12 protein-coding genes are annotated in these 20,562 nt (G+C 53.3%); 6 read left to right on the forward strand and 6 right to left on the reverse strand.

The genetic code is table 11. The features are described from left to right. Positions 1 to 9: 9 nt before the first annotated feature. The 6 genes from Q8902_10465 to Q8902_10490 all read left to right on the forward strand — a co-directional run bounded on the left by Q8902_10465 (position 10) and on the right by Q8902_10490 (position 12,355). The gene (locus Q8902_10465; protein MDP4199977.1) at positions 10 to 2,049 is read left to right on the forward strand and encodes an OmpA family protein; all 2,040 of its coding nucleotides are present in this window, start codon (positions 10 to 12) and stop codon (positions 2,047 to 2,049) included. 189 nt (positions 2,050 to 2,238) lie between these two features. Beyond that, positions 2,239 to 6,012 carry a choice-of-anchor D domain-containing protein gene (locus Q8902_10470; protein MDP4199978.1) on the forward strand — a complete coding sequence of 1,258 codons (3,774 nt, stop codon included), beginning with the start codon at positions 2,239 to 2,241 and terminating at the stop codon, positions 6,010 to 6,012. A gap of 62 nt (positions 6,013 to 6,074) precedes the next feature. Beyond that, on the forward strand, positions 6,075 to 8,495 hold the full coding sequence (locus Q8902_10475; protein MDP4199979.1) for a hypothetical protein: 2,421 nt from the start codon (positions 6,075 to 6,077) through the stop codon (positions 8,493 to 8,495). A gap of 43 nt (positions 8,496 to 8,538) precedes the next feature. Next, entirely contained in the window at positions 8,539 to 9,741 is a 1,203-nt protein-coding gene (locus tag Q8902_10480; protein MDP4199980.1) for a hypothetical protein, read from the forward strand. An 82-nt stretch (positions 9,742 to 9,823) separates the two neighbouring features. Beyond that, positions 9,824 to 10,897 (forward strand): peptide chain release factor 1, encoded by a 1,074-nt coding sequence (prfA, locus tag Q8902_10485; protein MDP4199981.1) that lies wholly within the window; start codon positions 9,824 to 9,826, stop codon positions 10,895 to 10,897. Between the two features lie 174 nt (positions 10,898 to 11,071). Beyond that, entirely contained in the window at positions 11,072 to 12,355 is a 1,284-nt protein-coding gene (locus Q8902_10490) for a lactate racemase domain-containing protein (protein ID MDP4199982.1), read from the forward strand. 16 nt (positions 12,356 to 12,371) lie between these two features. On the opposite strand, the gene Q8902_10495 is transcribed toward Q8902_10490, so the two are convergent. From Q8902_10495 to ispG, 6 genes are all read right to left on the reverse strand, one after another. After that, positions 12,372 to 15,050 (reverse strand): DUF2961 domain-containing protein, encoded by a 2,679-nt coding sequence (locus Q8902_10495; protein MDP4199983.1) that lies wholly within the window; start codon positions 15,048 to 15,050, stop codon positions 12,372 to 12,374. A 147-nt stretch (positions 15,051 to 15,197) separates the two neighbouring features. Next, entirely contained in the window at positions 15,198 to 17,864 is a 2,667-nt protein-coding gene (locus Q8902_10500; protein MDP4199984.1) for a DUF2961 domain-containing protein, read from the reverse strand. Positions 17,865 to 17,928: 64 nt separating this feature from the next. After that, positions 17,929 to 18,690 (reverse strand): enoyl-CoA hydratase-related protein, encoded by a 762-nt coding sequence (locus tag Q8902_10505; GenBank protein ID MDP4199985.1) that lies wholly within the window; start codon positions 18,688 to 18,690, stop codon positions 17,929 to 17,931. Positions 18,691 to 18,717: 27 nt separating this feature from the next. Next, positions 18,718 to 19,290 carry a GNAT family N-acetyltransferase gene (locus tag Q8902_10510; protein ID MDP4199986.1) on the reverse strand — a complete coding sequence of 191 codons (573 nt, stop codon included), beginning with the start codon at positions 19,288 to 19,290 and terminating at the stop codon, positions 18,718 to 18,720. A 9-nt stretch (positions 19,291 to 19,299) separates the two neighbouring features. Then, a complete protein-coding gene (locus tag Q8902_10515; protein ID MDP4199987.1) occupies positions 19,300 to 19,446 on the reverse strand; it encodes a hypothetical protein in 147 nt (48 codons plus the stop codon). Between the two features lies 1 nt (position 19,447). Beyond that, positions 19,448 to 20,560 carry a flavodoxin-dependent (E)-4-hydroxy-3-methylbut-2-enyl-diphosphate synthase gene (gene ispG / locus Q8902_10520; protein MDP4199988.1) on the reverse strand — a complete coding sequence of 371 codons (1,113 nt, stop codon included), beginning with the start codon at positions 20,558 to 20,560 and terminating at the stop codon, positions 19,448 to 19,450. Positions 20,561 to 20,562 lie beyond the last annotated feature (2 nt).

A 20,562-nucleotide genomic window follows, 5' to 3' on the forward strand; every position in this document is an offset into this window, starting at 1 on the left:
GAGGATATCTTGAGAAACGCCTGTCGCCGGGTTCGTCGAGTATTGCTGCTTGCTCTGCTGGCCGTAATCTCCACGGAAGTCCGGGCTCAGGTTCCACCGATTTATATTGGCGGCGGCTTGACGGGTGCGTTCAATCTGCACGAGTTGAACTTGCCGGTGTATCGCAACGATACGATCTGTGGCATTTTCCAAAGCGGGACGAGTATCTTACCAAGCGGCTTTCTGACTTACGAGCGACCGCTGGGAGCGCCAAGCATTTCGTTTTGGATCGCGCCACGGCTGCACTTCTCGAGCCTCGGCGCGCTCATCACCACGCCGGCTACAGATAATGCCAATATGCGGGATGTCTCCAAGGTGGATAGTCCATTGGTCGCGACATCGCGGGTCCATCATCTGGATGCGAGTATTCTTGCGCTCGGACTCGATTTCTTCTTCAAATATCCTCTCACTGCGCGGTTGTTCCTGATCGGCGGACCCAGCGCGAGCTATCTGCTCCGACGTGACGCAACGCGAACGGAAATCATTACTGATCCGCCGGGCGCAGTATTTTCAAATGGCTCCGGCACGCGCACGCTCGAGAGCGGACAGATCGCGAACAGCAACAGCATCATAGCATCGGCAACGCTTGGTGCCTCGATCGATCTGCCGCTATCCCCAAAGGTTGTTCTGGCGCCCGAACTTTCATTTACCTATCCCATCACGAGTATCCGTTCCGATTACTCTTGGCGGATTATGTCCGTGACACTCGGAGCCGCAATCAAATTCAATGTCGCGCACGAGCAAGAACTGGCCGTAATCCATCACGAACCACCACCACCACCTCCTCCTCCGGAAAAACCGAAGAGTGAAATCACGGGGACTATCCATATTGCCGGCGTCGCGCGTGATTCAGTGGGCAACGAGCACGAATTCGCCGAACCGCAGTTGCGAGTGGAGGAATTTGCGCGCCGCGAAGCATATCCAACCCTGAATTACGTGTTCTTCAGCGATGGCAGTGCAATCATCCCCACGCGCTATCACCAACTGAGGGCTTCCGACGCCGCAAGCTTCGATCCCAAGAGTCTTTCCGGAAAGACATCATTGGAAGTATATCATGAGGCGCTCAATATCGTTGGGTACCGGATGCGACAAAATCCAACGACAACGATTACCCTGACCGGTACCAATGCAATGGCCGGCACTGAGGCCGCGATGAGTTCGCTCGCGCGGGATCGGGCGGAAACCGTAAGAAATTATCTTGCGAGCGTTTGGACTATCGATCCAAAGCGAATTCAAATTGCTACGGAAGGTCTGCCAAAGAATGCGTCTGGCAGTAGCACGAACGATGGTGCCGACGAGAACCGACGAGTCGAAATCACTTCGAACGATCCTGGCTTCCTCGATCCACTTACCGTGGAGACGGTAGACCGCACGATGAATCCGCCGAAAATACGGATGCGCGCGACGGAATCCTCCCGCTATCCGCTGGTGCAAAACGACGTACTGCTTACACAAGGCAGCCGGGAGTTCGTCCACTTCAATGGCGCGCTTCCCGTGCAGGACTGGACGCCAGTTCAAACCGATCTTCCCCGCACCGATACACCGCTTGTGGCTACCATGAGGCTCAAAGACGATCAAGGTGCGACCTTTGAGGCCAGCGACACAGCCCACGTCGAGCTTGTCACCATCAAACACAAACGCGAGGAGCGCGTGCTGGATAAGATCATCGAGCACTACAATCTCATTACATTCGATTTTGACAAGTCGGATTTGGACGACCGGTCTCGCCGGATCATCCGCGAGATCGCTTCTTCCATCACGCCGAACGATAAGATTGTCATCCTGGGCTATACAGATCTGACAGGGGAGCGCACGCACAACCTTCAACTTTCCGAGATACGAGCGAAGAATGTCGAGTCCGCTCTCCGTGATGCTTTGGGCTCGCATACCACCTCGGTGGAGTTCCAAACACGCGGCGAGGGGATGATCAACCTCATCGACAATCATTTGCCAGAGGGCCGGTTCCTTTCGCGGACTGTCTTCGTCGAACTCCAGAAACCTGTCGAGTGACCTCGTGGGTGCTTAGAGCGTCTGAGATCCATTTGTCGTGAATGTGTCAATGTTGTGTGGCGCTCGCACGATTTCGTATGGGGTGGAACAATCCAGCGCCGGCGGGTGTCGCTAGTGCGTCGCGCTGTTCTTATTAATTTCGATCTGATGCTTGTCCGATTGTTGTCTCGCTATTCGCCGATTATCTTGATGGCAGTACTGGTTTCGCGCCAGGCTGATGCCTCCTGGACCAAGCTTCATCCCGTTCCGGGAAATGATCCCATTACTGCATCCTGGTTTTTCGATCCGATGAACGGATTTATCGGCTATCAGATCCAATCAGTCACGCCTGTGCTCCGGACCTCCGATGGTGGCCAGAACTGGCGTGCTGTCACATTCAAGCCTGCGCTGACTGTTGGCAAGACCCATCGGGTCACCGATATCTGGTTTCGTGATTCATTGACCGGCTGGATGACGATGGATTGGCAGCATGACCTGACCGATGGGGTGCTCTGGCACTCGACCGATGGCGGTGCGACCTGGGTGCAAATCACCACGGTAACGTCCATGCAATCGCCAGGTTGTGTGTGGCAGACGCCTGCAGAGACCATTGTTACTGAATCAAATGGACTGGGTATTTGGAGGTCAACCGATTCTGGAGCGACGTGGACTACGCAAGGCACGCGGCTGAATGGCCTCGGATTTATCAATAGTCTGGTCGGAGCATGCACCGCGGATCAAAATCATTATTTCCTCTATACTGCTGATGGAGGGATCAACTGGACCCAGCCAAGTGTACCGAATAACTTTTTGCATGAAGCTTGGAGTGTCTATCCATGGCGAAAGGGTGGGATGTTCATCGCAGTGCCAGAGGATAGTATTCCGGGTGGTGGATCCTTCGTTTACAGAACCAAGCCCTTTTATCCCGGCCTGTGGACGAGAGGGGCGACGAAGCTTCCGTTTCGAACTACCGGCCACATTGCTGGTGTCGATAATCTTATCTATATCCAGAACTCTGGTACGATTCCCGGAGCGGATTCCGGCTTGTATCGTTCGCTGGATACCGGCAACACGTGGAAGAGCGTTGGCGGGCCCAATGAGGATTGCGACACACGGTTTTCTGTGACGGGATGCGGAGACGTGGTGTATGCATTCGATAACTACGGCAACATCTATAAGACCATCGATGGCGGAGATGGATATCAAATTCCGCAGTGCGTCTTTATTGATAAAGATACGCTTCGGCCGATGGTCTCGGCCATTTGTGATTCTACTCGGAACACCTACTGGCTGCATAACACGAATTACGGGGCGATCTTTATTCAGGACCTGCGCATCATCGATACAGTCCGAACGCCATGGAAGACCTCGGCGGTGTTTTTCGACAGCATTCCAACACCCTACTGGGTAATCAATCCGAAGGATTCGGTTTCGCTGGATCTGGGCTGGCGGCCGATCCGGATGATGGATTCGACCGCTTCAGATAGCGCCATTCTCCGTGTGATCTATTTCACAACCTACCTGAACCGGTTCGACACGGTGTTTTTGCCGGTTAAGTTGCGGGCATTTTCCAATTCGGCACAGTACTCACTCAGCACGAGTGCCGTGCGTGCAGATTCCATCTCGCCTTGCTATGCATATGATACTGTGCTTTCTATTACCAATCTTGGCTGTGACACGCTACGTCTGACCAAGGCACAGCTTTCGATTCTGTCTGCCTGGTCGATCACTGACACATCTGGAAAACAGCTCACACTTCCGGCAATTATTGCCCCAAACACCAGCTTCCGATTCCGACTTGGCGCATTGCCGAATGGTTTGAAGTCTATTTCGGACTCTCTGCAGTTAAAGATGCACTTCCAGGGACGCGACACGAATGAGAAGATTAGACTCGAACTTTCGGGGCGGTACACGTCGCCGCTCACGTCACTTTTGCCCATGCAATTCGATTCCCTCGCGACTTGCGTGAGCATGGATAGCACCGTCTCGATTACCAACTCGGGCTGCGACAAACTCGATATTACACAAGTGGATCTCAATGGTGCGGACTGGTCGTTGCTCGATACCAACGGTCAATCGATTGCATTTCCCATCTCCGTTCTGCCGGGCACTCATAATGTGTTCAAGATCCGATTTGCACCGAAGGTGATCGGCCAGAAGCACGGGACGCTGACGCTCCATATCAAGTATCTCGACTCAGCGAGTACTGTCACGATGCAACTCGATGGCACGGGCGTCGATGCCGGTAGCTTTTCATACGCGAGAGCGTTCGATTTCGGCGCCGTCTCGGTCTGCTCGTATTACGATACGACGGTTATTTTCCGCAATACATCGTGCAGCGCCATTACACTGCAAAGTCTTCAGATCGGCAATGGTTTTACGCTTCTTGATGCTGGCATGCTGCCCGCAACGGTTGCAGAGGGGAGCGGGCTCGCACTGCACATCCGATTTAAGCCTTCGGACAAAAGCGTCAAAAGCGGCCAGGCCATTATTCGATACTTAATGGATGGTACCTACATCGATGATACCATCGCGCTCGTCGGTACGGGTACCTCCGGTACCTCGACTTTGGAATCGAAGTCTCCACTGACGGCGCAGAGCTTCACACCAAGAACCGAGTGCGATCACACAGATTCTGTATCGTTCGTTCTATTCAATAGCGGCTGTGATACAACCCGCGTCACTGCTCTGAGCTTTGATGGCACGCTTGCACCAACGTTCCGGGCTACTGCAAACAAGCTGTTGCCGGCCACGATCATCGGTACGGATTCCCTTCGTATCACGCTTGGTATTGCGCAACTTGTCGAAGGGTCATACTCGGGAAATCTGCATATCCAGTTCATTCTTTCCGATCGTTCAGTGCATGATTCTCTTGTGCCGGTGACTCTCACGGTATCGCGCGGTCCGCGTTCAATGAAAATGGAAACCACAGCGATCGCATTCGGAACGATCAGCGCGTGTACGCCACGCGATACGGTCATTGTGTATTCCGATACGGGTTGCGCCGCGATCACGATTTTTGCCCGCGACATTGCTGGTACCGGCTTCACACTCAGCAAGCAGGGGATCGATCCCATCGTGCTCAAGCCGGGCGAGAGCGACACGCTTCACGTTCATTACGATGGCTCCGTTTCCGGGCCAATTCAGGCTACTGTTACTGTCAGTTCGAACTCGGATGTCAATCCTATTCGGACCGTAACGGTCAGCGCCACGTCTTTGCCATCCGAGAGCATCAACTTCGTGCTCAAGGTGTCGAAGACGCCGGTACTGGCCGGTGAGCAACTAATAGTGGGACTCTATCCGGATCGCAATGTGAGTATTGCGGCGATCACTTCACTTTCGGGTGTGCTCGATTATTATGACGATGCCTTCGAAAGTATAGTCGCGCCATCCTCGATGGCGGGCACGACGCTGGCCTGGAACAGTGTGCGCATCGGGCGTCACAACCGGTCGTCGTTTCAGGTTTCAAATGCGAGAGGTTTTCAATTCGATACGACCATTCCCGTACTTTCAATACCTCTCGTTGCGGTGGTTGCCGATTCCGTTGGTGGCGACATTTTCGTGGACTCGCTTCGGATGAGTGGCGCCACTCCAAATGCTGCGGATTGTGTCGAATCGAATATGCTCGCTTCAGTGCAAACAGGCCTTACCATCCAGTGTAACGACAGCCTGCTGATCGGAACGTTACGGAACGAGCCGCTCCTGCTCATCGCGCCGCCAAAGCCAAATCCGGTTACGGCACAAACGGGCTTTACAGCCGACCTGGATCTTCGCGCCGCCTGCGATGGACGCGCCGAAATTTCCGTGAGTGATGCATTGGGTCGATCGGTCTCGAAGCAAAGTATTGCGATAGCCGGCAGGAATCCGGCTGAGCTAACACTCAATCTCAATGCGTTTCCTGCCGGGACATACTATTACGCAATCACATTTACGTCAGCCAACGGTGCCTTCCGGAAGATGGGATCGCTGGTACTAATGCGATAGCGCATGATGTAACTTTTTGTCTATCGAAGGGTTATAAAGGCGTCTTTATAACTCTTTCGTAAATGAGGATTCCCTTCTCGATCGGTCGCAATGCAATCGTATTTTTGGCGATCCTGTTCGCCGCGTTCCATCCCACAGATGCTTACGCGCAGTGGACCCAAATTGCCACGTTTCCCCGGCCCATCAAATGTGCGTTCTTTTTCGATGAACTCAATGGATTCATCGGCTTCGGTGGAAGCACGAATCCAATCCTTCGGACGACCGATGGCGGAGCAACCTGGTCTTCTGTTTCAGTGCCAAGCGGTGGGTTCTCGGCAGTGGATGATATTTGGTTTCGGGACCATCTGGACGGATGGGCTGCACTGGAGATCGAGCAAAGCGATCAGTATTTGTGGCATACAACCGATGGCGGGTTGACTTGGACGGCACTCAACCAGTCCTTCGCGGTTAAATCAGTGCGCGAAACAAGCCACGCACTCTCGATTGCCGATGATGCAGTCGACATCTCCCTCGATGGCGGAGCCCACTTCATCCCGCGGATGCCCACCCATTATTATGGTCTTGGATTTGTGGATGATTTGCATGGCGTGGCATCGCCATATCAACTTCCACAACTGGCTTATACATCCGATGGGGGCCAGACCTGGCAGGTATCGGCCACAACATTCAATCCGCCATTCGAGGCATGGGGAGTCACCGGGTTTCCTGGCACTCCAGACTTCTTCGCGGTCGGCGAGGACTTAGCGAATAATGGCTCTCGAGTAATCCATTCCAGTGACTATGGTGTAAACTGGACGGTACTAAATACACTTCCATTCCGAGCCGTTGGCGATATTCAAACCAGCGGCGGCGCGCTTTTCTTCCAATCACAGACAACAGCCATCCAACCGGGTTTGTATCGATCAATCGATCGTGGAGCAAACTGGGCATATATTGGCGGTCCTGCAAATGATTTTGATCACCGCTTTGCCGTTACGAGTTGCGGGAGTGTGATTTACGCTTTCGATAACAGCGGCGGAGTATACAAGACGACGAACGGCGGCGATGGACTGGTGCTCGGAGCACAATTTGCCACCACACTTTCCACGGGCGCAATTACGTTCGCCGCGCGGCGCGACTGCGGGCCGCTTGACTCCATCTCATTCGAAATCTGGAATCCCGGATGCGATACGCTGACCGTGGAGAGCGCCTCACTCGAAGGAAATATCAGTCCGGCACTGGTAAGCTGGGCCGACTCAACATTGCCAAGCCGTATTGTTGGGTACAAGCTCGGAGTTACCGTTGCGATTGCAGACCTCCTCGCGGGTTCGTACAACGGCTCGTTCCGTATCCGCTACCACTTCGCTGATGGCGTGACACACGATACACTGATTCCAGTCGCGGCTCTGATCACGAAAGCCGTGCCACAGCTCGCGATCGATTCCAACGCGATGGAGCTTGGCATCGTCCATGCCTGCGCCACGCGCGATACGATTATCCATTTCAAGAACACGGGGTGTATTCCTGTGAATATAATGGGATGGAATCTCTCGCAATGGGATAGAAACTTCAATGTGTTTGGGTCAGGAAAGTATCCGCCGTTTCCGCTTGCTCCGGGCGATTCCGATTCGGTCCATGTCACGTTCAATGGCCTCGTGCCCGGCATTGCGTATGACACAGTGATCTTCTTCGCCGGGGTGGCTCCGGATTCGACCTGGCGCATTCCCGTGAGTGTCACAGTTCCCGTTGTCGATTCGGTGAGCTTCCGCCTGACCATGCAAAGTGCGATTGCGAGTGGTGAGCACGTATGCGGCGACATCTTGCCGGACCGTAACTTTCGAGGTAAGGGGTTGACCTCTATCTCCGGCAGACTCATTTTCCCGACCGACAATTTTGATCTCGAACAAGCAACAGCGTCGTCAGGTTTGACGATCACGCAGCAGACGCCCTACACATCTGGACGCAATACCATTGTGCCCTTCAATCTGACTGGCTCGGGCGATCTGTCATTGGATTCAACATTCCCCATCGCACACTTTTGCCTACGCGCGACACTAACCGATACAAACGACTTCCGCGTCACGCTCGATTCAGTCCTGCTGAATGGCGGCGACCCGACCTATGCACGTTGCACGCTCGCCACAAATGGCTCCGTGACTCAGTCCACACTTGCGCTGGCATGTGCTGATAGTTTGTTGATTGGTAAGATGGGAGGGAAGACGCTTTTGCTCGTGGCACCCGCCAGACCAAATCCGGTGACAGGGGAGAATGACTACTCCACCTCGCTGCACCTGCAAACGGCGGAAAACGGTACGGCCAAAGTCCAGATATGGGACGCACTCGGTCGGCTCGTCTCACAGGATGAGATTGTCATAGAGAGGGGATCGCACGATTATCACTTGAAGCTTGCGAATGCTCCCTCGGGCCGATATTCGTATGTGGTGCGGTTCATCTCGGCACATGGCGAGAGCCGGGCGAGGGGATCGGTGGTGGTGATGAGGTGAGGGCGGGTGTAACAAAATGGGATTCAGAGTGTTCTTAGCCCAGATGAAGATCCGATTCGCCATCGTTTCGATCGGATTGGTGTTCCTTTGTGGGACGTTGGTATCCTGTTCCCATGAAGTGATTTCTCCGAATGACGCTATCAAACGGGTCGCGTCAATAACTCCCGATTCGGTTTATGTTCCGGTCCAAACACCAACCACTTTCACGGCCGATTTCCCATCGCTGAAATCGTTAGGTCAGTACATTATTGCGTGGGACGCGGACTCTGTGTCGAGTGACATGTGGAATTCGACTTCGTTTTCACTCTCATTCAGATCCGCCGGCAGGCACCTCATTCGTGCTATCCTTAAAGACCCGAGCCATGTTTCCCGCGATTCTGCCAGCGCATCCGCGCTTGTAACCATGATTCCCATCGGGCTCTCGACCACGGCTCCTTCGACCGTCGCCCTAAGTCCAGTTACTTTTACCGCGACTTACAACTTCTTTGGAGGCAGTACACATCTGATTTGGGACTTTGGCGACGGTACTCCAACAGTGGATACCACCTCCAATACCATCACGCATGGTTTTGCGGCACTCGGCACAATATGGGTAAAGGCCAGTCTTTTCAAGGACTCGATCTTGCTGGGTTCGGATTCGATTTCCGAGAACGTCACGGCACCTCCAGGCTTAACTCTGTCGGCGTTCTCACAATTTCATCGAGCAACAACAATCTTCGTTGGTCGTGGGTCCTGGTCTGCAGCCTGTTACGATGCACCACCGTTCAGTTTTACTCAGGATTCGCTCATTTGGAATGAAAATCAGTTCCATCACTCCACTTCTCATTCAACGAGCAGCAACTCATTTGATCCCAATAGTCATTCATCGAATAGTAGTAGCTCGCGTGATAACGAAGGTATTAGCGGCACAGTTGCGATGGATGCCATGTCGATAGACAGTGCCTACGCATTTTACAATTATGATGAATCGAACATAACTACTAATGCGGATGGTCAGCGATTTGGAAGTTCGCAGGGAGGTGCCGCGGCCTTGTGGATAAACTCGTTGCGCTTAGAGTTTTTCACTCCTGATTCTGCAAGATTCTCGAGTGTTGGTCCATCGACCCAGTACCATGTTGCGCCGGGAGCCGGTTGTTGGTGGTCAGACGCAAAAGGTAGTAGTCAATGCCGGAAACAATACGAAGAAACTGATTGGAATAGCAAATCGCCAGTCCCTGCTGTCATTGTGATGTTCTACCGAAAGTAGTATTCTTATAAACAGGTCCAATTTCCGTTCCAAGGATAGCTCTCGGGACATTCTCCACCCGGCTGGCGTTTAGCGGCCCGTCATGGACTTGCTCGACAAGCTTACTCAGGTACACCAGCGGTTCGAAGCGATGGAGCGGGAGTTGGAAGACCCCGCCGTCAATTCGGATATGGACAAGCTGCGCACCCTTTCGAAAGAACGGCGCGGGTTGGAGCCAGTGGAAGCCGCCTACCTGAAATATTCGCGTTTGCGCCGCGATCTGGACGGTGCTCGCGATCTGCTAAAAGAGACCCGTGACCCAGAAATGCGTGCTATGGCCGAAGAGGAGATGAGGGGCCTTGAGGAAAAGCGCGTGTCGATGGAGGAGGAAATTAAGTTTCTGCTCATTCCTCCTGATCCCAATGACTCGCGCGATTCGATCGTCGAAATCCGCGCCGGCACCGGCGGCGATGAGGCCGGACTTTTCGCTGGCGATCTCTTCCGGATGTACTCCCGATTTGCGGAGCTGAAGGGATGGAAGCTCGAAGTCATCGACGCGAACGAAGGCAGTATGGGTGGCTACAAGGAGATTGTGTTCTCACTTTCGGGCACTGATGTCTATGCCAAAATGAAGTTCGAGTCCGGTGTGCACCGCGTGCAACGCGTGCCGGCGACGGAGACTCAGGGTCGCGTCCATACCAGTGCGGCGACGGTGGCGGTATTGCCGGAGGTCGAAGAAGTCGATATCGAGATCAATCCAAATGATGTCCGCACGGATATTTTCCGCTCCGGTGGTAAAGGCGGACAGAACGTCAACAAGGTCGAGACTGCGGTTCGGCTCACCCATATCCCGACGGGGATCGTGGTCAGTTGTCAGGAAGAGCGAAGCCAACTGAAGAACCGGAACAAGGCGATGAAAGTCCTTCGCGCGCGGATTTACGAGAAACGGCAGCGTGAAGCGGAAGAGAAGTATGCCGCGGAACGCCGCTCGAAGATCGGCTCTGGTGATCGGTCGGAGAAGATCCGCACCTACAACTTTCCCCAAAACCGCCTTACCGATCACAGGATCAATCTCACGATTTACAATCTTGCGGGCGTTATGGAGGGCGACCTCGACGAGATCATCGAGGGATTGCGCCTGGCCGAGCGGGCGGAGAAGCTGGCGCAAGTTTCCTAAACCATGATTGCGCGGACGATTTTTAGGATTGATGCTTGACGCCCGATTGATTTCAGGAAGTAACACGGGGATGCTTGTGTTATAGGGGTCCGAACTCCACCAGGACGGCCTTCGAAAAGTCCGAAGAATCGTCCGCGTAATCCGCTTTAATCCGCGTAATCCAGGTTCGCACCAATGCACTTTTACTACACCTACTACCCAAAGGTCCGCGAAATCGAAATCCCCGACGCCAATCTAATTGGGGTCTATGGCCCGCTCGAAACCGCACATCCGGATCGCGAGAAGATCCTCCGCGACGCGTTCGAGAGCCCGGTCAATAGCCCGCGCCTCGAAGAACTTGCCACTCCGGAAGACCGCGTGCTGATCGTGCTTGACGATGGGCTCGAGCCTACGCCTACGGTCTTCCCATTTTACCATGTCGTTCAGGCGCTTCATGCGGCCGGCGTGCCGGATGCGAATGTGTCAGTTCTTATTGCCAATGGTGGCCATCGCGCATCTACCGGTGCCGAAGTGGACCGAAAAATCGGGGCCGAGATGCATCGGAGATTCGCCGTCTATCAATCTGCGCTCAACGCGCGGGATGATAGTTGGCACACGTTCGGGACTGCACGAACCGAAGGCGGAGTCACGAGCGTCATAGCCGACAGACGACTTCGAGATGCCTCACTAATTGTTGGCATTGGAGGGACGTATCCCTCTCGTTTCAAAGGATTTACGGGTGGCGGCTCACTTGTTTTCCCAGGTCTTGCCAACGAAAGCACACGGGGAGAAATATGTCTGGAATCCGCTGAACAGCCATCGATTGACGTGCTTGGCCATGCGGACAATCCGGGCAGAAAGCTTGTCCGAAGTCTACTCCAGTTTATCCCGGCCTTCAAGTTTTGCGTGGATGTAGTGGTGGACAGGACACTCACGACCGTTGCCTGCATCGCGGGCTCGCCTCAGAGTGTTTATCGCGTCAGCGCGGATGTCGCCGCCCGCATGACGAACTTCACGATTCCTGAAAAAGCGGATATCGTCGTGATCGATCCTCATCCCTTTGACACGAATATTTTCCAGGCCGCGAATGCATTATATGCGTCACTCGGTGTCCTGAAGGAAGGCGGGGAGATCATTTGCGTCGCGCCATTGAACGAGGCAATTTCGGCGCTATCTGGCGAATTGGCCAAGCAGTGTACGAAGACGCGCGAAGGACTCATTGCAAGTAGCCGTTCAGGCGACCTATCCCACCATCCGCAAACCGGCGCTAGGCTCGCGGCCATTCGTGAAGTCATTGATGTTGCGTCGCGTATAACGTTCGTCACAAATGGTGCTGGCACGGATGATCCCGCCAAATTCGGATTTGCATGTACCAACGATGCTCAGGCGGCGCTGAATGATGCTCTGGCGAGAAAAGGCGCCAGCGCTCGGGTTGCGCTCATCTCGCACGGTGGGCTGGCAGTACCGAGAGTGGCCTGAAACGTTCGGCTTCGGCCTATCGCTGGAGAGCCAAAGGAATTACCGATCTCCCCGAAGGCAATTCGATGGCTAGCCGATAGCTGCCATTCGGCAGTTGAGGCACGGTAAATGTTCGCTGCCGAGGTCCGGATAGCAAGATCGTGCGAAGGACCTCTTGACCGATTGCATTGTAGAGCACTGCGGGGACGCTGCCAAGAGCATCGGGTAAGCCAGCGACCGAGAGTGACAGTTGATCCAGCGGATTCGGAAAGATCGCGAGACTCTCGCTCGCTGTGAGCGGTGCTACGCCTTGGAAGTAGTCGGCAGACCCGGAAAGTGGGCGCAAAGTAAAATTGTCCGGGCCGAAACTACTTTCTACGGCACTGTCGTCCCAGCCCTCATTGACGAATCGAATGGTGTGAGTTCCAGCTGCCAGATAGATATTGGGCAGGATGGTCGAGTCGCGATAAATCGTCCCCCAGGGCACGTCCAAGAACCAATCATGGGAGCCGAGGTCTGTGGAATCAATGTAGGTACGGTAAATACCGTAGCGGTCTCCGATCGTGCTAAAAACGGTCGTTGAAAATGTATCAGCAAATGGCACGGCAAATTGAAACGCAAAGACTTTCCCTCGCTCATGGTATGAATAGCAGAACTCGATTGTGCCCTGACTCCAGTGCTTGCCAGAAAGAGAAATGTAGCTGTATGTAGCCTCGTCTTTGCCCTCAATTACAGGCAACATTTCGAATTCGAAATTGAGGGTTCGCGTCACAAACAGTGTGGAGTCGGCAATGACCGAGGCACCTGTTGCCCGTAACATCCTAACGGAATATCGTCCTTGCGGAACCCACGGGAGGTGTGTCTTAAGCCGAACGACGCCGTCAGAATCAGCCATGATGCTTGGCATTTGCTGAAAGAGTGTATCTCCGAGGAGCAAAGAGAGTCGTTCATGGGACAAAAATCCATAGGCGCGGAGTTCTATGGAGTCCCGTTCTCCGAATACGCGGCCAGCGGTATCCTGAATGTAGAACAATTTTGGTGCTCCAAGGACTGTAATCGGCTCTGGTTTCACAATCCCATTGAGCGAGAGTGTATGATCACTGATTCTCCAATTTGAAGGTACCATGAGTCGAATGAGAATCGAACCGTCCGCTTGACTTTTGCCTCGATAAATCGTATCCGCGTCGAGCATCAAGACCAACGCTGTATCCGGCGTAAAGCCCGCGCCGGTGATGGTCCATTGGTTGCCAGCGGTGATGGTATCATTGGAGTCATAGAAGGGCGTCCAGCGCTGGTAATAAAATGCGGTTGTGCGATAGGTTTGGGTATAATCCTCTCGAAATCCATGGCCGAAATCAATATCCATGGACTTCGCATAGTTATAGGGCGCATTAATATGGAAGCGATACATCGTGTAGCACCAATTTGGACAACCTCGAAAGGGGTATGAGAAGGACGGCGGAGGAATCGGAGGCTGGGCTTGAGAGGTGTCAAGGTAATACCAGCCGCCATCACAATAGTCTTCCGTGCCAGTATAATGCAGCGAGGCTCCCCGGACGTCATAAGGCAACGAGTCCACCATGAGATAGCCATCACCTTCCATGAAATTTGGAGAAGCCAAATGCGCATTTGGAAAATTAAAGATTGCACCGACATACCGCCCTGTGCCTTTCGTATGCAGCAGCGGGTGGAAGACAGTATATGGAATGTCTGTCGTCACGTGGTATTGAGTGCTAAAGTATCCCAACGAGGAATTCCAGATTGTATCACGATAGGCAATGTTGCCATCCAATTGCACGCTTGTTGAATTGCCATTGGTAATAGAAATGAGTGCATTTACCTTGAATGGCATGGGAAAGGATAGATCCAGAGTCCCGTTTGCGGAATCGACTAAAATGCGGAAGGCATGAACCGGATGCGCACCCAAGGCGATGCCGAACAGATCCGCAAGCGGAAGATCAACGCTTGGTGCTGGGCAGTTGTCCCAATGAATCGAAAACCTGAGACGTTGTAGTAGAGCGGTATCGAGGGCATCAAAGTGAAAATGAATGTTTTGGATATAACCGGGACCTCGCAGATTGGCAAGAATAAGTGTGTCGCCGGCGGCGACCTTAGTTAAAAAGGAAACCGATCTGCCCGATGGCCATGGATTGGATCTCCAATAATTCGCATCTGCCGCTTTTAGATATCCATCAAATTCGTTGCTTCCCAATCGTGGCAATTGATTGGCATCGATGTGTTGCCATTCTGCATTCCTTATCGGCCATTCTCCATCGTGAGTCCAGCGAAAATTATGACGGTAAGGGATCTGTGTTTCAAGTACCTCGGCACCGGCGGAGGCGGTATCGAAGGGCGGGCCGATCAGCCCATGCAAGGATGTAAAAAACTCGGTCGTTGTGCCTTCGATCAAAACCGAGTCATCTACCCATAGTTTCATCCTTGTTCTAGGTGGAATAATGCCATTCGGGTACACCGCCCATAGATGTCGCAGAATACCCGCTCCGGTATCGCCTGCCAATATAACGTACCCATCCAAGTCCTTCGGCCCATCATACCGTCCAACGAGTGTTCGCAGTATACTCCCGCTATCTGGTCCACCCAAATCAGCAATCGCAAGCGGTTCATTTATCCGGCGGTAGGGATCCAGCGTTTGAGCGTTGACGTCGAAGGCTGCGAACGACATAAGAGCGACCACCAAGTACACTCGGAATAGCATGATATCCTGACAAGTTGACGAAATTCGAAGTTGCGAATTTGACTGTGCTTTGACAACGATTGTGGGCTCAGTGTTAAATCGAATTGCCTGGCACCGATCGTGCACCGCGATTCAGATGTTCCGCAATTAGCTTGCGTCTACTGGGCATTAACGCAAAAGCACCAAAGGTAGCAGTCTAGTCTGCGCTGGCATTTCTATCGCTATCCAATATCGGCCGTTAATGAGAGGAGGTATCGTGAGGGTTCGTGGACCGCTTGTCGAGAGTAGAATCCCACGATGGACTGGTGAGCCAAGGTCATCAAAGACAGTGATCGGGATACGGTCGAGAGAATCGGGCAAACCCGCGATCGAAAGGCTCTCCTTATCCAGCGGATTTGGGAAAATCGAGATTTCTTCGGTTGGTACTGATGGGAGCACACTCTGGAAATAGCCTCCGAAGCGTGAAATTGGCGTAAGCGTGAAATGATCTGGTGCAATGCTATTCTCCACGGCGCTGTCATCCCAGCCTTCGCTAACAAATCGGATTGTGTGGAGTCCGGCTGTGAGATAGGTATTTGGAAGCAAAGTAGAATCGGGAAAGACAATGCCCCATGGCATATTCAAATACCAATCATGGGAGCCGAGGTCCGTTGAATCGATGAACGTGCGATAGATACCATACCGGTTTCCGATTGTACTGAACACTTCTGTGGAGAATGTGTCTGCATACGGTACAACAAAATTAAATGCCACAGTCCTGCCGAGCTCGTGGTTCCCATAACAGAATTGAATTGCTCCCTGGCTCCAGTGTTTGCCATAAATTGAAATATAGCTGTAACCGGAATTTTCGTTACCCTCAACCTGAGGCAACCCTTCGAATTCGTAGTTAATAGTTCTTGTGACGAACAATGAGGAATCGGAAATTACTGAGGAGCCGGTCGAGCGTAGTAATTTCACAGAATGGCGACCTTGTGGAACCCAAGGGAGATGCGTAATCAGTCGCACAACGCCATCAGAATCCGCGACGACATGCGGAGTCTGTTTGAACACACTATCTCCGAGGAGAAGCGTAAGTTGTTCACCAGACTTAAAGCCATATGCCCGAAGCTGAATCGAATCAGATTCGCCAAACATGCGGCCCGCGCTATCCTGAATGTACAATAATTTTGGAAGACTCAGGACTGTGATTCGCTCTGGCTTAAGTATTCCATTGACGGCAAGTGTGTGGTCACCAATCGTCCACGACGCTGGGACCACTAGCTTGAATGCAATCCTCCCATCGGATTCTGCTTTGCCTTGATAAATCGTATCCGAATCGAGAACCGCCGCGATGCTCGTGTCCGGCGCAAACCCCGATCCAGTGATAGTCCAGATATTGCCGGCTGTGATCGTGTCAGAGGATGGATAAAAGGGCGTCCATTGCTGGTAGTAAAATCCAACAGTTCGGTAGGTAGTGGTAAAATCATCGTAAAATCCATGGCCGAAATCGACATCAATCGAACGCGAAAAGTTATACGGCGCATTAACGTGAAATCGGTAAACAGTGGTTGGCCATTGGGGGCAGCCTCGAAATGGCAGGGAAAACGGAACCATCGACAAGAGTGTATCCATTGGCGTGAAGAAATACCATCCTGAATTGCTATAGTCCTCGATTCCATCATAGTGCGTCGAGATCCCCGGAAAATCATAGGGGAGGGAGTCTACCACAACGTAAGCATCGCCCTCTAAATACGAAGGCCACGCGTGAGGATAGGGGACATCGAGCAGTGCTCCAACGAACCGCCCTTTACCTTTAGCGTGGAGGACTGGTTGCATTATGTGATATGCAATTTCTGGGGTAACATGAAACTGCGCGCCCAAATATCCCCACGATGAGCACCATGCAGTATCCTGATGGGTTATAGCTCCACTAAGATCGATAGGGTTCTCGCTGAGATTTACAACCGCAATGCGGGCGTTCACCTTAAAAGGCATTGGGAAGGTAAGATTGTAGCTTCCAGCCGCAGTATCGACCGAGATGAACATCGAATGAATGTCCTTTCCACCGGAGGAGACGCCGAACAGATCTGAGAGAAGCATTGACACACTAGAACTCGGTGAATAATCCCAATAGATATTTATCCAGAGATGATCAAGTAATGTTGCCTTAGCCGCTGGGACTGACAAATGAATCTGCTCGAGATATGCTGGTCCTGAGAGATTCACAACAACTGCGGTATCGCCTGGGGACACATGGAGATTGAAATTCGTCGGGCTTATCCTTTTGTACCGGTTAGAACTTCCGTATTTTGCAGTTGCAGTCAAATGATCCGCTGCCAGTTCGGGGCTTCCTAGGCGTGGTAATGCTGTCCTCGAAGTATCGACATGCTGCCAGATGGCACAACTCCAATGCCATTCCCCGTGGTGAGTCCATCGAAAATTTCGACGAAAGGGAATTTGCACTTCGCAGACCTCCGCGCCGGAAGAAGCAGTATCGAAAGGCGCTGAAATGAGCCCATGTGGTAGGGTAAAAAAATCTCTGACCGAGCCATGGACGAGCAACGAGTCATCGACCCATAGTTCCATGGTGTCTGTGTTGGGATCTGCCCCGTTGCTGTATACTGCCCACAGACTACGAATGATCCCCGACCCGGTATCGGAAGCTTCGAGCGTGTCGGTGCCGGTCTTGAAAGCTACCAGATTACTTCCGCTGTCCGCCCCACCGAGATCAGCGATCGCAAGCGGGTCGTTGATGCGACGATAAGGATCCAACGTTTGTGCTGAGGCTTGGTACCCTAACGCGAGAAGACCAATAACGAGAAGACAGCAGCGAAGAATCATGTGTGCTTTCAGCAAAATGCAAAAATACGAAGGATAGCCATACTGCCTCAAGGCATAAATTACTGACCATTCCGGGCCTTCAACCCTTCTTCAAAAACCTCGCAATACCCTTGCGGGTGTCCTCGGTCCCACGGGCCAGCGCATTCATCGAGGCCGCATATTCCAGGCCAGCCTCGAGACTCATACCATGCTGCGCGGCGAGGAGGGACTTGGTGAGCGCAATAGCACTTGGGGAGTTCTTCGCGACTTGCAGCGCATACTCTTGCACGGACGCCTCGAGTGTGGCACAGGGCACCACATATTGCGCGAGTCCCAAAGAATACGCATCTTCGGCGGTAATACGTCGCGCTGATAGCAGAAGTTCACGCGCGTGTTGCTCGCCAATCTTACGGACCAAAAACACCGAGACGAGCGCCGGAATGAAGCCAATGGCCGTTTCTGTGTAGCCAAATTGTGAATCATCAGCCGCGAAGATTACATCGCAGACCGTGGCCAGTCCGCAACCGCCGGCAAGAGCCGCGCCATGGACTTGCGCGATGGTGAACTTTGGGAAGGTGTATATCTTCCACAGGAGGTCGCGCAACGCACGCGAGTCCGCGAGATTCTCCTCCGGGCCATTATCGGCAATCTTCTGGAGATACGCGAGATCAGCTCCGGCGCTGAAGGTATTGCCTTGACCTGTCAAGATCACGACGCGGACGTCCGGGTCGCTGGCAAGTTCGTCGAACGCCTGCGACAGCTCGCGCATAAGCTCCGGCGAGAGCGCATTGCGCTTCGTCTCACGTGTCATGGTGATGGTGGCGAGGGGATGGCTCCGGGTAATTGTGAGTAGTTCAGACATGATGGGTATCAGACGTGCCCGAAGTTATTAGAGTTCTCGATACCACAAGAACTGAATCTCATCAGGCAATGTGGGATATGCCCCAGGGTGAACAGAGCGAAGTCTGCAGCCCATCCGCTGGTAGAAATTGCATGCAGCGACGTTGATGTCTTGCGTCTCTACTTTAATCTCGCGGCAGCCGTGAGTGAGCGACCAGTTCAGCGCTTCGACAAAGAGAGTCGAGCCAACCCCACGGCGTCGGTAGCCCGGATCGACGCGAATATCCCACATCACAGAGAGGTCGGAGCGTCCTTCGAGCATGTCAACTCCGATAGTGTCGAAGGCGATAATGGCGCCGCCAACTCGCTTCGCTCCATCGGATGCAGAAATCATGACCCAATTTGAAAGATCGAATCGAGAAGCCCAATCGCGGGGATCTTCGTCGTTATCATAGTCCTTCAAATAGGGTTGCGCTATGGGCTGTTCGACCAACACCCAACTCGGTGTCTCGCCGGAAGTCGGCCGGGGAATGTACCTAGACTCGACTCGGAAGGCCATCGGGACTAAGCAATACTCCTCTATACTCTTGGCGGTTGCGGCCTGCGTTTGGACGACAATCATTGTTTCCGATCAATCGCCGCCGTGCGCGATGAAGTTGATCTCGATTGCAGCAAAGACAGCGAACGCAACACTGATCCAGATCAGCCGTCCACGTTTGGAGGGCAACAGTTGAGTGACTACCGACCCGATCAGCGCGCCGAGCGTGATCTTGAACATATCATCCCGCGAAGTTCGTCACTTCCTCGATCAGTGTGGCGACAATATCTTCTTCCTTGATGCGGCGAATCATCACGCCCTTGCGGTAGAGAATGCCGACACCCTTGCCGGCGGCAATACCGATGTCCGCTTCCGAGGCTTCGCCGGGACCGTTCACGACGCATCCCAGCAGCGCGACCTTCACCGGCTTCTTGATGTGCGCGACCGCCGCCTCCAACTCGCGTGTTACTTTGAACAAATCGATCTCCAGACGCCCGCAGGTGGGGCAGGCGATGATCTCGACATTGCGCGAGGCAAGGCCAAGCGTGCGAAGAATTTCTTTTCCAGTCTCGATTTCCTTCTCCGGTTCGTCGGTAAGCGAAACGCGGATCGTATCGCCGATCCCCTCGGCGAGCATCGTGCCGATACCCACGGCAGACTTGATCGATCCCACGCGAGTCGTGCCCGCTTCAGTCACGCCAAGATGCAGCGGGTAATCGGTGCGCGCCGCAACTAACCGATACGCCTCGATCATGAGCCGCACATCCGTGGATTTTACACTGATGATGACATCCTGGAAGTCAAAGTCCTCGCAAATCTTTACATGCCGCATGGCTGACTCGTAGAGCGCCTCGGCAGTTGGGTACCCATGCTTATCGAGAATGTCTTTTTCGAGCGAGCCCGAGTTCACGCCGATCCGAATCGGAATGCGCTTCTCTTTGGCTTTGCCCAAAACCTCGTGGATGCGTTCGATCTTGCCGATGTTGCCCGGATTCAGCCGCACCTTTGCGACATTGCCTTCGATCGCTTTGAGCGCAAAGACGTGGTTGAAATGGATGTCGGCAACCACGGGAATATTCGATTGCCGGACGATCTCGCCGATCGCTTCAGCGGCTTCCCAATCGTTAACCGTGACGCGTGCAATGTCGCAGCCGGCTTCCTCCATACGTTTGATCTGGGCGACCGTCGCATCAATATCGCCGGTCTTGGTCTTCGTCATAGACTGCACCGAAATGGGTGCGCCATCGCCAACCGGGATCGAGCCGATCATCACGAGGCGAGACTTTCGGCGTGCCTGATGTGGGTCTTCGGAGTGCCCGTTCCGTTGCGAAACAATGGGAAGGATATCTTCCATGC

Source organism: Bacteroidota bacterium (assembly GCA_030706745.1).
Taxonomy (GTDB): Bacteria; Bacteroidota; Ignavibacteria; order Palsa-1295; family Palsa-1295; genus PALSA-1295.

Bases quoted from the DNA above. Each gene is read 5' to 3' on its own strand.
- Q8902_10475 (MDP4199979.1), top strand. From the start codon at position 6,075: ATGAGGATTCCCTTCTCGATCGGTCGCAATGCAATCGTATTTTTGGCG.
- prfA (MDP4199981.1), top strand. From the start codon at position 9,824: ATGGACTTGCTCGACAAGCTTACTCAGGTACACCAGCGGTTCGAAGCG.
- Q8902_10480 (MDP4199980.1), top strand. From the start codon at position 8,539: ATGAAGATCCGATTCGCCATCGTTTCGATCGGATTGGTGTTCCTTTGT.
- Q8902_10495 (MDP4199983.1), bottom strand. From the start codon at position 15,050: ATGCTATTCCGAGTGTACTTGGTGGTCGCTCTTATGTCGTTCGCAGCC.
- Q8902_10470 (MDP4199978.1), top strand. From the start codon at position 2,239: ATGGCAGTACTGGTTTCGCGCCAGGCTGATGCCTCCTGGACCAAGCTT.
- Q8902_10490 (MDP4199982.1), top strand. From the start codon at position 11,072: ATGCACTTTTACTACACCTACTACCCAAAGGTCCGCGAAATCGAAATC.
- Q8902_10515 (MDP4199987.1), bottom strand. From the start codon at position 19,446: ATGTTCAAGATCACGCTCGGCGCGCTGATCGGGTCGGTAGTCACTCAA.
- Q8902_10510 (MDP4199986.1), bottom strand. From the start codon at position 19,290: ATGATTGTCGTCCAAACGCAGGCCGCAACCGCCAAGAGTATAGAGGAG.
- ispG (MDP4199988.1), bottom strand. From the start codon at position 20,560: ATGGAAGATATCCTTCCCATTGTTTCGCAACGGAACGGGCACTCCGAA.
- Q8902_10505 (MDP4199985.1), bottom strand. From the start codon at position 18,690: ATGTCTGAACTACTCACAATTACCCGGAGCCATCCCCTCGCCACCATC.